The organism is Imhoffiella purpurea (assembly GCF_000585215.1).
GTDB lineage: Bacteria > Pseudomonadota > Gammaproteobacteria > Chromatiales > Chromatiaceae > Imhoffiella > Imhoffiella purpurea.
The window spans coordinates 16,968-30,292 of sequence record NZ_AONC01000077.1; the positions used below are offsets into that span (position 1 = coordinate 16,968).

14 protein-coding genes and 1 riboswitch are annotated in these 13,325 nt (G+C 66.6%); of the genes, 2 read left to right on the forward strand and 12 right to left on the reverse strand.

Features of this window, described 5'->3' with window-relative positions:
• Nucleotides 1-646: 646 nt before the first annotated feature.
• From D779_RS19575 to D779_RS19630, 12 genes are all read right to left on the reverse strand, one after another.
• Complete coding sequence (locus tag D779_RS19575; RefSeq protein ID WP_043757669.1) at nt 647-955, reverse strand: type II toxin-antitoxin system RelE/ParE family toxin; 309 nt, start codon at nt 953-955, stop codon at nt 647-649.
• Nucleotides 940-1,128 (reverse strand): hypothetical protein, encoded by a 189-nt coding sequence (locus tag D779_RS19580; RefSeq protein ID WP_007039806.1) that lies wholly within the window; start codon nt 1,126-1,128, stop codon nt 940-942. The genes D779_RS19575 and D779_RS19580 overlap by 16 nt, the downstream gene beginning before the upstream one ends.
• A gap of 97 nt (nt 1,129-1,225) precedes the next feature.
• Nucleotides 1,226-1,480: a molybdopterin converting factor subunit 1 gene (moaD, locus tag D779_RS19585; RefSeq protein WP_043757672.1), complete on the reverse strand. Its 255-nt coding sequence runs from the start codon at nt 1,478-1,480 to the stop codon at nt 1,226-1,228.
• A 26-nt stretch (nt 1,481-1,506) separates the two neighbouring features.
• The gene (locus D779_RS19590) at nt 1,507-2,760 is read right to left on the reverse strand and encodes a molybdopterin molybdotransferase MoeA (protein WP_043757676.1); all 1,254 of its coding nucleotides are present in this window, start codon (nt 2,758-2,760) and stop codon (nt 1,507-1,509) included.
• A 10-nt stretch (nt 2,761-2,770) separates the two neighbouring features.
• The gene (moaB, locus tag D779_RS19595; RefSeq protein WP_043757679.1) at nt 2,771-3,301 is read right to left on the reverse strand and encodes a molybdenum cofactor biosynthesis protein B; all 531 of its coding nucleotides are present in this window, start codon (nt 3,299-3,301) and stop codon (nt 2,771-2,773) included.
• Nucleotides 3,302-3,355: 54 nt separating this feature from the next.
• A complete protein-coding gene (locus D779_RS19600; protein ID WP_043757681.1) occupies nt 3,356-3,727 on the reverse strand; it encodes a diacylglycerol kinase in 372 nt (123 codons plus the stop codon).
• A complete protein-coding gene (gcvPB, locus tag D779_RS19605; protein ID WP_043757683.1) occupies nt 3,720-5,189 on the reverse strand; it encodes an aminomethyl-transferring glycine dehydrogenase subunit GcvPB in 1,470 nt (489 codons plus the stop codon). The genes D779_RS19600 and gcvPB overlap by 8 nt, the downstream gene beginning before the upstream one ends.
• A gap of 75 nt (nt 5,190-5,264) precedes the next feature.
• Nucleotides 5,265-5,762, reverse strand: a complete 498-nt coding sequence (gene tpx, locus D779_RS19610) for a thiol peroxidase (protein WP_043757685.1) — start codon at nt 5,760-5,762, stop codon at nt 5,265-5,267.
• A gap of 235 nt (nt 5,763-5,997) precedes the next feature.
• A complete protein-coding gene (gene gcvPA / locus D779_RS19615; protein WP_043757688.1) occupies nt 5,998-7,377 on the reverse strand; it encodes an aminomethyl-transferring glycine dehydrogenase subunit GcvPA in 1,380 nt (459 codons plus the stop codon).
• Between the two features lie 64 nt (nt 7,378-7,441).
• Complete coding sequence (gene gcvH / locus D779_RS19620) at nt 7,442-7,834, reverse strand: glycine cleavage system protein GcvH (RefSeq protein WP_043757691.1); 393 nt, start codon at nt 7,832-7,834, stop codon at nt 7,442-7,444.
• Nucleotides 7,835-7,920: 86 nt separating this feature from the next.
• Nucleotides 7,921-9,012, reverse strand: coding sequence for a glycine cleavage system aminomethyltransferase GcvT (gene gcvT / locus D779_RS19625; protein ID WP_043757694.1), 1,092 nt, complete (start codon nt 9,010-9,012; stop codon nt 7,921-7,923).
• A gap of 200 nt (nt 9,013-9,212) precedes the next feature.
• A riboswitch (glycine riboswitch) is annotated at nt 9,213-9,304 on the reverse strand.
• A 62-nt stretch (nt 9,305-9,366) separates the two neighbouring features.
• Nucleotides 9,367-9,921, reverse strand: a complete 555-nt coding sequence (locus D779_RS19630) for a zinc ribbon-containing protein (RefSeq protein WP_043757697.1) — start codon at nt 9,919-9,921, stop codon at nt 9,367-9,369.
• Nucleotides 9,922-10,122: 201 nt separating this feature from the next.
• Between D779_RS19630 and leuS the strand changes: the two genes are divergently transcribed.
• Together leuS and D779_RS19640 are read left to right on the forward strand one after the other, a co-directional pair.
• Complete coding sequence (gene leuS, locus D779_RS19635) at nt 10,123-12,678, forward strand: leucine--tRNA ligase (protein ID WP_043757699.1); 2,556 nt, start codon at nt 10,123-10,125, stop codon at nt 12,676-12,678.
• A 14-nt stretch (nt 12,679-12,692) separates the two neighbouring features.
• The gene (locus tag D779_RS19640; RefSeq protein WP_081763616.1) at nt 12,693-13,235 is read left to right on the forward strand and encodes an LPS-assembly lipoprotein LptE; all 543 of its coding nucleotides are present in this window, start codon (nt 12,693-12,695) and stop codon (nt 13,233-13,235) included.
• The last annotated feature ends 90 nt before the right edge of the window (nt 13,236-13,325 follow it).

Genomic DNA, 13,325 nt, shown 5'->3' on the forward strand with positions numbered 1-13,325 from the left:
TCCCCTGGCCGTCTCCTCTGCTTCGGGGCGCGGGGCGACGGTCCGGGATCGGCCTTCTCGGCTGTTGATTGGGTGGCGGGCGGGCCTGTCGGTCGCGGTCCCGGTCTCCATGACCTCGGTCGCGCTGACGGGGGCGTCGATCGGGCGGCCTGGCGGGCCTGTCTTCCCTGCGGTGGTCGCGGTAGTAGGGCGGTGGCCGGTGGCGCTTCGCCCGATAATAGCGATACCTCGGGTAGTGCCAGGGCGAAGAGTAGTACCAGGGCGAGGGATAGTAGAAGAACGGGGCGTCGTACAGAAACATCGGCCCGTAGCCCAAATAAAGGTGCGTGGTCACTCTGGGCCAGTCATCCGCATAGGTCCCATAGGGGACCGTTTCGTACGCAACCTCCTCGGTGACCGTGCTGCCGTGGAGGAGATAGGCGTCGTACCCGTTCGGCCAGGTTCGTTCCACGATCGGCGGGGCGGCCGTGCAGCCTGCGAGACCGATCAGGATGCCCAGAAGCGTCACTGATCGCGCGAGCGTTGGTTGCATGTGCGTCGGCATGGAAGGGGTCCCGCCTGGATGTGTGCTGTCTCGATCTGGCCGATGTCGGTTGGACAAGCGCGTTCGGGCCGAAGATCCTGATGAGGTTGCGCCGCGGGGATGCTAGGGTGCGAGTCCGGCGGGGATGACGCTGTTCCAGGACTGGAATGGAACGATGGCGAGCAGGTGAAGATCGTTCCCCTGGCGTTCGCAGAGAATGCGGAAGCTGTAGAGACCGTATTCCATGGTTCCCTCGAGTCGCGACTCCGGGGGCAGGGATCCGAGCGCCGGCTGGATCAGCAGCCGCTGGCAGGTGTCCAGCAGCCTTTCGACGAAGCGTCTGGCCTGGACCTGGGAGTCCCGGGCGATGAAGGCGGCGATCGCCTCAGAATCGTCCAGGGCGGCGCGCGACCAGATCAGCTCTCCAGCCATCGGTCCAACCGCTGCTTGGCCTCGGAGTTGAGATAGCCGCGTCCCAGGGCGATGTCCTCACGCCCCTTGCGCAGCTTCTCCATGACGTAGAGATGGTACTGGATGTCCTCCAGCGTGCAGTCGTCCGGAAGACGACGCAGCAATTCCGTCACTTCCTGTTTCGCGCTCAACATGCCCCTGACCCTCTCGGCTCGGATCGGTTCCGACTGAATTTCAAGCTAGCATAGCCTGCCCGATCGCCACGAGCGGGGCAATGGCGACGGGGCCATCTCAGCCGCCCGTGACCGGCGGGAAGAAGGCGACCTCGTCGCCATCGCCCACTTCCGTCTCGGGACGGACGAGCTCCTGATTGACCGCGTAGAGCAGGGGTTCGTCCGGGGCGAACGCCTCGGCCCAGATACCGCCGCGATCGCGGAGATGGCCGCGCAGATCCTCCATGGTGGAAACCGACGCGGGACGTGGGAGCGATTCACCCTCGCTCTGCAGACGTTCGCGCAGACTGGCGAAATAGAGGATGCGCAGCATGGTGAGGGGGACCTCGATCGGCTAGGTCAGTGGAGCAGTTCGGAGAAAGGCAGGAAGTCCACCAGATCGCCGCGCGCGATGGTATGTCCGGGCGGGATCTCGATGAATCCATCCGCCCAGGCGACCGATGATAGCACCGCGGACGAGCGGGTGGGGTAGACCGCCAGCTCGGGTTCGCCGTCGGCGCCCGTCTCGATTCGGGCACGATGGAACTCGGTGCGCTTGTCCGGCTTGGGCCAGTCGAATCCGGCGCGGATCTTGAGCGCACGCGGCGCGTGCTCGCCGGTCAGCCCCTGCAGGCGGCGCAGGATGGGGCGGCCGAAGAGACAGAAGGTGACGAACAGCGAGACCGGATTGCCGGGGCTGCCGAAGAAGGGGATACCCTTCACGCGGCCGAAGACGACCGGCTTGCCCGGCCGGATGGCGATGTTCCACAGCTCCAGTGTGCCGAGCGCCTCGACGGCGGGCCGGATGTGATCCTCCTCCCCGACCGAGACGCCGCCGCTGGCGACGATGAGATCCGCCGTCGCGGCACCGCGGCTCAGGGCATCCTTGGTCGCCTCGAGCGTGTCGGCGACGATTCCGAGATCCACGACCTCGCAGCCCATGGACCGGAGCAGTCCCATGAGTGCAAAGCGGTTGGAGTTGTAGATCTGCCCCGGGCCCAGCGGGCTGCCGGGCATCACCAGTTCGTCGCCGCTGGCCAGTACGGCGACCCGCAGGCGCCGATAGACCTGGAGCTCGGCCACGCCGACCGAGGCGGCCAGTCCCAGATGCTGGGGAGCCAATCGGGTTCCGGCGGCGATCACCTCGGCCCCGGTCTCGATGTCCTCTCCGGCGCGGCGGATGTTGCCCCCCGCCTTGATGTCGGTCGGGATGAGGACATGGTCGCCATCGCGCTCGCAGGCCTCCTGGACCACGACCGTGTCGGTGCCCTCGGGGACCGGCGCCCCGGTGAAGATGCGCGCGGCGGTGCCTGGCGCGAGCGGGTCGCCCGCGCTTCCGGCCGGGATGCGCTGGACGACCGGCAGCCGGCCGCCGTGCTCGGCGAGATCGGCGTGCCGGATGGCGTAGCCGTCCATGGCGCTGTTGTCCCAGGCAGGGACCTGGATACCGCTGACCACCGGGGTCGCGAGCACGCGTCCCAATGCCGCCTCGGTCGGGAGCGTTTCGGTCTCGGCGATGGGTTCGACCCGCGAGGCCAGAAAGGCGATGGCCTCGTCCTTGGTGAGTGGGCGGCTGGTTCCGGAACCGGTGCCGCACGCGTTGGGCTTGGTCATGTCGGTCGTCTCAGTGCTCGCACAGCCGAGGAATCAGCTGGGCGAAATTGCAGGGGCGGGTGCGGACGTCGAGCTGAGGCAGCAGGATCCGGTCCCAGGCGGTGCGGCAGGCGCCGGTCGAGCCGGGCAGGCAGAAGAGGAAGGTGCCGTTGGCCAGTCCGGCGAAGGCGCGCGACTGGAGCGTGGAGGCGCCGATCTCCTGGAAGGAGATCTGGCGGAAGAGCTCGCCGAAGCCCTCGACCAGCTTGTCCAGCAGCGGCTGCAGCGCCTCCGGTGTGCTGTCGCGTCCGGTGACGCCGGTCCCGCCCGTGCTCAGGATGACGTCCACCTCGGGATCGGCGATCCAGCGCGAGACGACCGCACGCAGCCTGTAGACGTCGTCCGGAACGATCTCCTTGGCGACGACCTGATGGCCGGCCGCCTCGGCCTTCTCCTCGAGCAGTCTGCCCGAGGTGTCCTGGTCCTCGCTCCGGCTGTCCGAGACGGTCAGCACGGCGATTCGGAGTGGCAGGAAATCCTGCTCCACGAAATGTCCGCCCATGGTCCTCTACCTTTGTCTTGTCGTTATCGGGTCAGCGGTCGGTGCTCGAACGGGTCATATCCACTTGGGGACCAGGATGAGGCCCCACATGAGCATGCAGAAGGCAATGCTGCTGAAGACAGCGGCGGAGGCGATGTCCTTGGCTCGGCCAGAGAGTTCGTGGCGCTCCAGTCCGACGCGGTCGACATTGGCCTCGATCGCCGAGTTCAGCAGCTCCACGATGGGCACCATCAGCAGACTGCCCACCAGGATGGCCCGCTCGACTGGGGTCTCGCCGAGCCAGAGCCCCAGCGGCAACAGCGGAATGAGTAAGAAGACCTCCTGTCTGAAGGCCTCTTCCAGCTCGAAGCAGGCCTTGAATCCCTTCATCGAATAGCCGAATGCATAGAGGATGCGACGCCATCCCCTGGCGTTCTGGTTAGCCATTCACGTCCTCGCTTGCGCCGGGACGCCAGGCCAGGTCCAGGTGACGGGCCGCGCGAACGTCGTCGAGACGGCGCACCGGCATGGTATGAGGCGCTCCCTTCACCAGTTCGGGATTCTCCCGGGCCTCGCGGCGAATGGCGATCATGGCCTCGACGAATCCGTCGAGATCCTCCTTGCTTTCGGTTTCGGTCGGCTCGATCAGCAGACACTCGGGGACCAGGAGCGGGAAATAGGTGGTCGGGGCATGATAGCCGTAGTCCAGGAGACGCTTGGCGAAGTCCATGGCGTTGACGCCGAACTGGCGCGACTCGGGCTTGAGGGTGACGATGAATTCGTGGCTGGCGCGGCGTTGCGGATAGGCGGCCTCGAATCCGGCCTCCTTCAGACGCGCCATCAGATAGTTGGCGTTCAGCGTGGCGAACTCGGCGACCCGGCCCATGCCTTCGCGGCCGAGCATGCGGGCGTAGACATAGGCGCGCAGCAGGATACCCATGTTGCCGCCGAAGGCGTTGAGACGGCCGATGCTGTCCGGGCGCTCGGATTCGGTCAACCAGCGGTAGGCGTCGCCGTCGCGGGCGACCAGCGGGACCGGCAGGAAGGGCTCCAGCCGGGGCGAGACGCCCACGGGACCCGCGCCCGGTCCGCCGCCGCCGTGCGGGGTGGAGAAGGTCTTGTGCAGGTTCATGTGGATGACGTCGAAGCCCATGTCGCCGGGTCGGACCTTGCCGAGGATGGCGTTGAGGTTGGCGCCGTCGTAATAGAGGAGCCCGCCGGCGGTGTGCACGGTGCGGGCGATGGCCTGGATATTCCGGTCGAAGACGCCGACCGTGCTCGGATTGGTGAGCATGATGCCGGCGGTCTGGGGGCCGACGGCGGCCTCGAGCGCAGCCAGATCGACATCGCCGTCGTCGCCGGTCGGGATCTCGCGCACCTTGAATCCGCACATGACCGCCGAGGCAGGGTTGGTGCCGTGGGCCGCGTCCGGGACCAGGATCTCGGTGCGGGCATGATCGCCGCGCGATCTGTGATAGGCACGGATCATGGCGACGCCGGCGAATTCGCCCTGGGCCCCGGCCGAGGGCGCCAGCGACACTGCATGCATCCCGGTGACCGACTTGAGGATCTCCTGCAGGTCGTGGAGACAGGCCAGGACGCCCTGACCGTGGGTGTCGGGCGCCAGCGGATGGCGGCCGAGGAAGCCGGGCAGCATGGCCAGACTGTTACAGGCCCTCGGGTTGTACTTCATGGTGCAGGAGCCGAGCGGGTAGAAATGGGTGTCGATCGAGAAATTCCGCTGCGACAGCCGGGTGTAGTGACGAACCGCCTGCATCTCCGAGACCTCGGGCAGGGCGGGGCGGGAGCGCCGACGCAGTCCGGCTGGGATGTCCTGGATCTCGGGTTTGGTGAGCGGTGCCTGGGCGCCGGCCCTGCGGCCCGGCCGGGATTGTTCGTGAATCAGCATGGCGGTTCGGGGGTCGATGAGGGATGAAGTGGCGTCGGGCAGGACCTGGGTGCAACCTGCCCGATCGGGATGGCGTCAGAGTGCGGCCAGCGCGGCCTCGTAGTCGGGCTCCTGGGTGATCTCGGGCACCAGCTGGGTGTAGACGACCTTGTCGTCGGCATCCAGAACCACCACGGCGCGGGCGGTGATGCCGGCCAGCGGGCCGTCCTCGATCAGCACGCCGTAGTCCTTGGCGAAGTTGCGCGAGCGCATCATGGAGAGACCGATCACGTTGTCGACGCCCTCGGCGCCGCAGAAACGGCCCATGGCGAAGGGCAGGTCGGCCGAGACGACCAGTGCGACGGCATCGGTCTTGGCGGCCATGGCTTCGTTGAATTTCTTGGTCGAGGTGGCGCACACCGGGGTGTCGAGACTGGGCACGATGTTCAGCAGTTTCTTCTTGCCCGCGAAGTCGGCCAGCGACTTGTCGGCCAGGTCTTTGTCGACCAGCTTGAAGTCGGGCGCGGGGCTGCCGACGGCGGGCAGGTCGCCGCTGAGCGCGACAGGATTACCTTGAAGTGCGGTCTGTGCCATGGGAAATCTCCGAGTTGGATGACGATTGATCCGAACGAGGCATGCATGGATATTCGGGCGTTCGTCGTGCGCCCTGTGTCGCCCGGCCACAACATTGTGGTGCCGGATAGGTCGAAACAAAGCTCTCGCTGTCTTCGGCCGGTGTCGCCGACAGCCTTTGCGAGGCCGATCAGCATAGCCGGGCCGGGTCGCTCGTCAACCGGAACAGCTGTCAGCCTCCAGCTCCCGGCGGCGGTCAGGCCGCCTGGCTCAGGGTTTCGGCGATGCTGGCCAGCTTGTCGGCATACTCCCGCATCTCGTCTTGGGTTCGGATCTCGGTCGCGCAGGTCAGGATGGCCGAGCCGAGTTCGGGATAATCCGCGCTCAGGTCGAATCCCCCGAGCACGTTCCGCTCGGCCAGCGAACGCAGGAGATCGGCGGCCGGCATCGGCAGACGCAGCACGCGCTCGTGGAAGACCGGACCCTCGAACAGAGGCTCGACGCCTGGGATCGCCGTCAGCATCTCGACCAGTCGCGCCGTGTTGGCATGACAATGGGCCGCGACCCGCTCCAGCCCCTCGGCCCCGAGCAGCGACATGTGAATGGTCGCCGCCGTCACCAGCAGACCCTGGTTGGTGCAGATGTTGGAGGTCGCCTTGGCGCGGCGGATGTGCTGCTCGCGAGCCTGCAGCGTGAGCGTGAAGCCGGGTTTGCCGTCCAGATCGATCGTGCGTCCGACGATGCGGCCGGGCAGCTGGCGCATGTGCTCCTTTTTGCAGCAGAGAAAACCGGCATAGGGTCCGCCGGACGAGAGCGGCATACCGAGCGGCTGGGCCTCGCCGCAGGCCATGTCGGCGCCCCGCTCGCCCCAGTCGCCTGGTGGCGACAGCAAGGCCAGGGCGATCGGGTTGACCACGCCGATGACCAGTGCGTTGCGGGCGTGGGTCCAATCGGTCAGCGCGTCCACGTCCTCGAGGACGCCGAAGAAATTGGGCTGACCGATGACGAGTGCCGCGAATTCCTCGTCTCCAGCCGCGGCCTCGACCTGTTCGAGGGGCGTATGGCCTCCTCGACTGTCGAACCGGATCTCGACCAGCTCGATCCCCTGGGGCTCGACGATCGCCCGTACCGTGCGCCGATAGGCCGGATGCAGTGCGCTGGGGATCAGGATGCGGTTCGATTTGTTCTTGCGGTTGGCCCGCACTGCCATGAGCACCGCCTCGGCGAGCGCGGAGGCGCCGTCGTAGAGCGAGGCGTTGGAGACGTCCAGCCCGGTGAGCGAGCTCATCATCGACTGGAATTCGTAGAGCAGCTGTAGGGTCCCCTGGCTGGCCTCGGCCTGATAAGGGGTGTAGGCGCTGTAGAACTCGCCGCGCGTGGCGATCTGCCACACGGCCGCCGGAATGTGATGGTCGTAGGCGCCGGCACCGATGAAGCACAGCGGCTGGCCGTCGGCGCGCGCGCGCGCCTGCATCAGCGCCGCGATCTCCATCTCGGACAGGCCCGCCGGGATGTCCGTCAGCTCGCCGACCTGCAGCTCGGCCGGGATCTCGTCGAAGAGGTCGGCGATCGAATCGGCGCCGATCCTCTCCAGCATGGCGGAGATGTCTTCGTGGGTATGGGGTACGAAAGGCATAAAGAGATTCCAGGGTCCGCCGGGCGGACCCGTCTAGAAAGGTGCGCGGCGGCGTGCGGCTCGGTCAGTCCTCTTCCTCGACGACCTGCTCGTAGGCGGCGGCGTTCAGCAGCGCGTCCAGGGCGGACATGTCGCTGGGGGCGAAACGGAAGATCCAGCCGTCCTCGTAGGGGCTGGTGTTGATGGCGTCCGGGGTGTCGGTCAGGATGGCGTTGGCCTCGACGATCTCGCCCGCCAGCGGGCTGTAGATGTCGGAGGCGGCCTTCACCGACTCGACCACGGCGGTGGCCTCCCCGGCGCCCACCTTGCGGCCGACCTCGGGCGCCTCGACGAAGACGATGTCGCCGAGCGCCTCCTGGGCATGGTCCGTGATGCCGACGGTCAGGGTGCCGTCGCCGTTGTCCTTCACCCATTCGTGGGTCTTGCTGTATTTGAGATCGTTTGGCACGTCGCTCATGTTGTTCTCCAATGTGGTTCGGACGGGCTCTTGTGGTGTTTGGGCATGGGCCGAGTCGAATCGCGAGCTCGGTCCCTTGCCTGGTCCTACAGATCGATACGGATCCGGCCGTGTCGAACGAAGGGCGGTTTCAGAATACGGGCCGCGACCGGCTTGCCGCGGATCTCGACCTCGCAGGTCTCGCCCATTCCGGGCTGGACGCGGGCGAGGGCGATGGAGCGCTCCAGGGTGGGCGAGAATCCGCCCGAGGTGATCTCGCCGACCTCGCGCCCCTCGGCCAGCACCTTCTGGTGGCTGCGGATGACGCCGCGTCCGGTGAGCAGCAGTCCGACGAACACCCGGCGATTCGGATCCTGACGCACCTTGGACAGCGCCTCGCGCCCGATGAAATCCCGCTCCTCGGGTGCCCAGGCGAGGGTCCATCCCAATCCGGATTCGAGCGGGCCGATCTCGTCGTCCATGTCCTGGCCGTAGAGGTTCATCCCGGCCTCCAGGCGTAGCGTATCGCGCGCGCCGAGCCCGCAGGGGCGGATGCCGGCCTCGGCCAGTGCGCTCCACAGGTCCGCGGCCTCCTCGGCCGGCAGCATGATCTCGAATCCATCCTCGCCCGTGTACCCGGTGCGGCCGACGAACCAGCGTTCGTCGTCGGCGGCGAAGAATGGCTCGAGCCGCATCGCCTCGGCGCGCATGGCCTCCGGGAGCAGCGGTTCGGTACGGGAGCGGGCCTCCGGGCCCTGGATGGCGATCATCGCCAGGTCGTCGCGCGGGCGGATCTCGAGCGCTGCGTCCCGGGCGTGCTCGCGCATCCAGGCGATGTCATTGTCCGCGGTGGCGGCATTGACGACCAGCCGATAGCGGTTCGGGCCGCGGGCGTAGACGATGAGGTCGTCGACGACGCCGCCGGCCGGGTTCAGCATGCAGCTGTAGAGCGCCTTGCCGGGCGACTGGAGCTTGGCGACGTCGTTGGCGAGCAGCCGTCTCAGGAAGGTCTGCGCATCCTCGCCCTCGATGTCGACCGGGCGCATGTGCGAGACGTCGAACATGCCGGCGGCACGGCGCACGGCATGATGTTCTTCGATCTGGGAGCCGTAGTGCAGGGGCATGTCCCAGCCGCCGAAGGGAACGATGCGGGCGCCGAGACGCTCGTGCTCTGAAAATAGTGGGGTCTGTCGTCCCATTCGACTCTCCAAGTGGACCTGGTCAGGGATCGCACCGCCTCGCTGGGCGGCAACGACAACACGAGGCCGAGGTACGCTGACCCCGACATCGCCCCTCTGTCCTAGACCTGAGAGTTTGCAGCCGGTCCCGCAAGCGCCGAGCTGCTGCCCCGTCGGTGGGTGGCGGCCGATGATGCCGTCACCGCTCTCCAGAGTCGGTCGTTATTTCCGCGGTCCCTTTGCCTGAGCGATTCCGGGCGGTGTTGCGCCTTCGGCGCCGGCTTCGTGAGCCGGTCTCTCCCGCGGAACATGACACGAATGCGAACTATAAGCGCGGATCGGCCGGATTTCCAGCCGATCCGGCCGACACGGGGGTCAGTTCGTGGTCTTGTCGTCGTCCTTGTCGTTCGAGTCGGTTTGACGCCGGAAGACGGTGCCTCCGCAATCGGCGCAGGGCGGGATGCGTCCGGCCTTGACGAAATGGGTCTCGGCGCCGCAGCGGTCGCAGACCAGCGTGCCCGGACCCGTGATCTCGCCGGCCTGGTAGAGGCTCATCTGGCGCGCGGACTCGGCCCAGCGCGCCAGCTGCAGGCTGGTCTGATCGGCGACCATCTTGAACATATCCATCATCCGCTTCTCGACCAGTTCCAGGTCGAAGCGCCACCAGTCGCGGACGTCCTGGCCGGTCTCGGCGATGTAGTTGGCGGCGTCCTCGATGTCGCGGCGGATGTACTCGGAGACTTTCTGGGCCTCCTCGCGGCTCAGCTCGCCGAGTTCGACCATGTTGTCGCGAACCGTTTCGAGGATCTCGCGGAACTTGGGTGCCGACTCTTCCTGGGTCTTTTCGATGGTCTCGTGCGTCTGCTTGAGCATCCGCTCGTAAGCCTGCACCAGTGTGTCGACCGTTTCGTTCTTGTGATCCTGGGTCATGTGCTACCTCCGGATGCTCCAGTGGAGAATCGACCGCACTGCGGCCGTCGAGGCTAGGATAGCAAAAGCCCTGCTCGGTCTCGGCACAATTCGGTCGTCGAGAGGGGGCGGGGGCGTGCTTCGCGGTCGCCGCACCCGGGGCCTCTGCGTTATCCTTGATAGGATCGAATTCAACCCTCGTTGTCACAAGACCGGAATTCCATGCAGACCGATTACGATCCGCGCTCCATCGAAGCGGCGGCCCAGCGCTATTGGGAAGAAAACAAGTCCTTCAAGGCGGTCGAAGACCCCGCTCGCGAGAAGTACTATTGTCTCTCCATGTTCCCCTATCCATCGGGGAAGCTTCATATGGGGCACGTGCGCAACTACACCATCGGCGACGTGATCGCGCGCTATCAGCGGATGCTCGGCAAGAACGTGCTCCAGCCCATGGGGTGGGACGCCTTCGGTTTGCCGGCCGAGAACGCGGCCATCCAGCACGGCATTCCGCCCTCGCAGTGGACCAAGTCGAACATCGCCTACATGAAGGGCCAGCTCAACCAGCTCGGCTTCGGCTACGACTGGGAGCGCGAGCTGGCCACCTGCGACGCCGACTACTACCGCTGGGAGCAGTGGCTCTTCACCCGCCTGATCGAGAAGGGCCTGGCCTACCGCTCTACGGCGACGGTCAACTGGGATCCGGTCGACCAGACTGTCCTGGCCAACGAGCAGGTCATCGACGGCAAGGGCTGGCGCTCGGGCGCCCCGGTCGAGAAGCGCGAGATCGAGCAGTGGTTCGTGCGCATCACCGACTATGCCCAGGAACTGCTGGACGCGCTCGACGGGCTGGAGGGCTGGCCCGAGCGGGTGCGCACCATGCAGCGCAACTGGATCGGGCGCTCCGAGGGCGTGGCCATGGACTTCGGCATCCAGGGCTCGGGCGAGACGCTCGGCATCTATACGACCCGTCCCGATACCCTGATGGGCGTCACCTATGTCGCCGTCGCCGCCGAGCATCCGCTGGCCCACCGCGCCGCCGAGACCAGCCCCGAGCTCGCCGCCTTCATCGATGAATGCCGCCAGGGCGGTACTTCGGAGGCCGAGATCGAGACCATGGAGAAGAGGGGCTTCCCGCTCGGGATCGACGCCGTCCATCCCATCAGCGGGGAGCCGGTGCCCATCTATGCCGCCAACTTCGTACTCATGGGCTACGGCACGGGCGCCGTCATGGCGGTGCCGGCGCACGACCAGCGCGACTGGGAGTTCGCCGAGCGCTACGGCATCCCCAAGAAGGCGGTCATCCGCTCGGCCGACGGCAGCCCCTGCGGGATCGAGGAGGGCGCCTACACCGAGAAGGGCGTGCTCTTCGATTCGGGCGCCTTCGACGGTCTGACCTCGGCCGATGCCTTCGACGCCATCGCCGACTGGCTCTCCGAGCACGGCAAGGGCGGCAAGACGGTCAACTTCCGTCTGCGCGACTGGGGCGTCTCGCGCCAGCGTTACTGGGGTTGTCCCATCCCGGTGGTGCGCACCGCCAACGGCGATGCCCGTCCCGAGACCGAGCTTCCGGTGCGTCTGCCCGAGGACGTGGTGGTCGACGGATCCGGTTCGCCGCTCAAGCAGATGCCGTACTTCTCCGACATCGGCAACGGCGAAACCCGAGAGACCGACACCTTCGATACCTTCTTCGAGTCGAGTTGGTACTACGCCCGCTACTGCTCGGCCGACTGCGAGACCGCCATGCTCGACGAGCGCGCCAGATACTGGCTGCCGGTCGACCAGTATGTCGGCGGCATCGAACACGCCGTGCTGCATCTGCTCTATGCGCGCTTCTTCCACAAGCTGATGCGCGACGAGGGCCTGGTCGACTGCGACGAGCCCTTCGCCAACCTGCTGACCCAGGGCATGGTGATCGCCGAGACCTGGTACCGCGAGGGTGCCGACGGGCGCAAGGAGTGGTTCAACCCGGCCGACGTCGAGGTCGAGCGCGACGACAAGGGCAAGGTGGTCGGCGCCAGGCTCGCGTCGGACGGTCAGCCCGTGATCTTCGGCGGCATCGAGAAGATGTCCAAGTCCAAGAACAACGGCGTGGATCCCCAGGTGCTGACCGAGCGCTACGGCGCCGACACGGTGCGGCTCTACACCATGTTCACCTCGCCGCCCGACCAGTCGCTCGAATGGAACGACGAGGGCGTCGAGGGCGCCTTCCGCTTCATCCGGCGTCTCTGGTCGCTCGCCGTCGGCGAGGCCGAGGCCATCCGTGCCGCCGGCGCTCCGGCCGATCTCGACGAGCCGGCCCAGGAGGCGCGCCGCGAGATCCATACCGCGCTCAAGAAGGCGCTCTACGACTACGAGCGCCAGCAGTTCAACACGGTCGTCTCGGGCTGCATGACCATGGTCAACGTCCTCTACCGTCTGGAGGCGTCTCCGGCGCGCGCCGCGCTGATCCGCGAGGGGGTCGGGATCGTCCTGCGTCTGCTCGGACCCATCGCCCCGCACGTCACGCACCATCTCTGGCGCGAGCTGGGCTTCGGCGAGGACATCCTCAGCGCCGATTGGCCCAAGGTCGACGAGGAGGCGCTCAAGCAGGACAGCATCGAGTACGTGCTCCAGATCAACGGCAAGATGCGCGGCAGCGTCAAGGTGCACGCAGACGCCGACAAGGCGGCCGTGGAGGCGGCGGCCCTGGACAGCGAGCCGGTGCAGAAATTCGTCGGCGACAAGCCGGTGCGCAAGGTGATCGTGGTGCCCAACAAGCTCGTCAACGTCGTGGCCTGAGGGAGCGTCAGCGCATGTTCAGCCATTGCCTCGGTACTGCTCCACTCCGGCGCGTCACTCGGATGCGGATCGGGGTTTGGCTGCTGTCGCTCGCCCTGATCGCCTCGCTCGTCTCGGGGTGCGGATTCCGTTTGCGCGGCGAGGTCGAGATCCCCGAGACGCTCACTCCCATCTATATCCAGGCGAGCGCCGGCTCACCGGTGCGCCGCTCGATCCAGGATCTGCTCGCCGGCAGCCAGGTGCGGCTGACCGAAAATCCGGCTGAGGCCAAGCTGCGTCTGCGCATCCTCTCCGAGGGGCGCTCGTCGCGTGTCGCAGCGGTGGACGTGAACGGCAAGACGCTGGCCTACGAGCTGCACTATGTCGTCCGTTTCGATGCGGTCGCCGCCGACGGGGCGCAGAAGGTTCCGCCCCAGACCATGGATCTGGTGCGCAACTTCGACAATCCGGACGTCGAGGTCTTGGGCAAGCAGCTCGAAGAGAATCTCATCTACGAGGATTTCGCCACCGATGCCGCCGACCGTATTCTGATGCGGCTGCGGGCGGTGTTGAATTAGCTACCAGCTACCAGCTACCAGCTACCAGCTACCAGCTACCAGCTACCAGCTACCAGCTACCAGCTACCAGCTACCAGCTACCAGCTACCA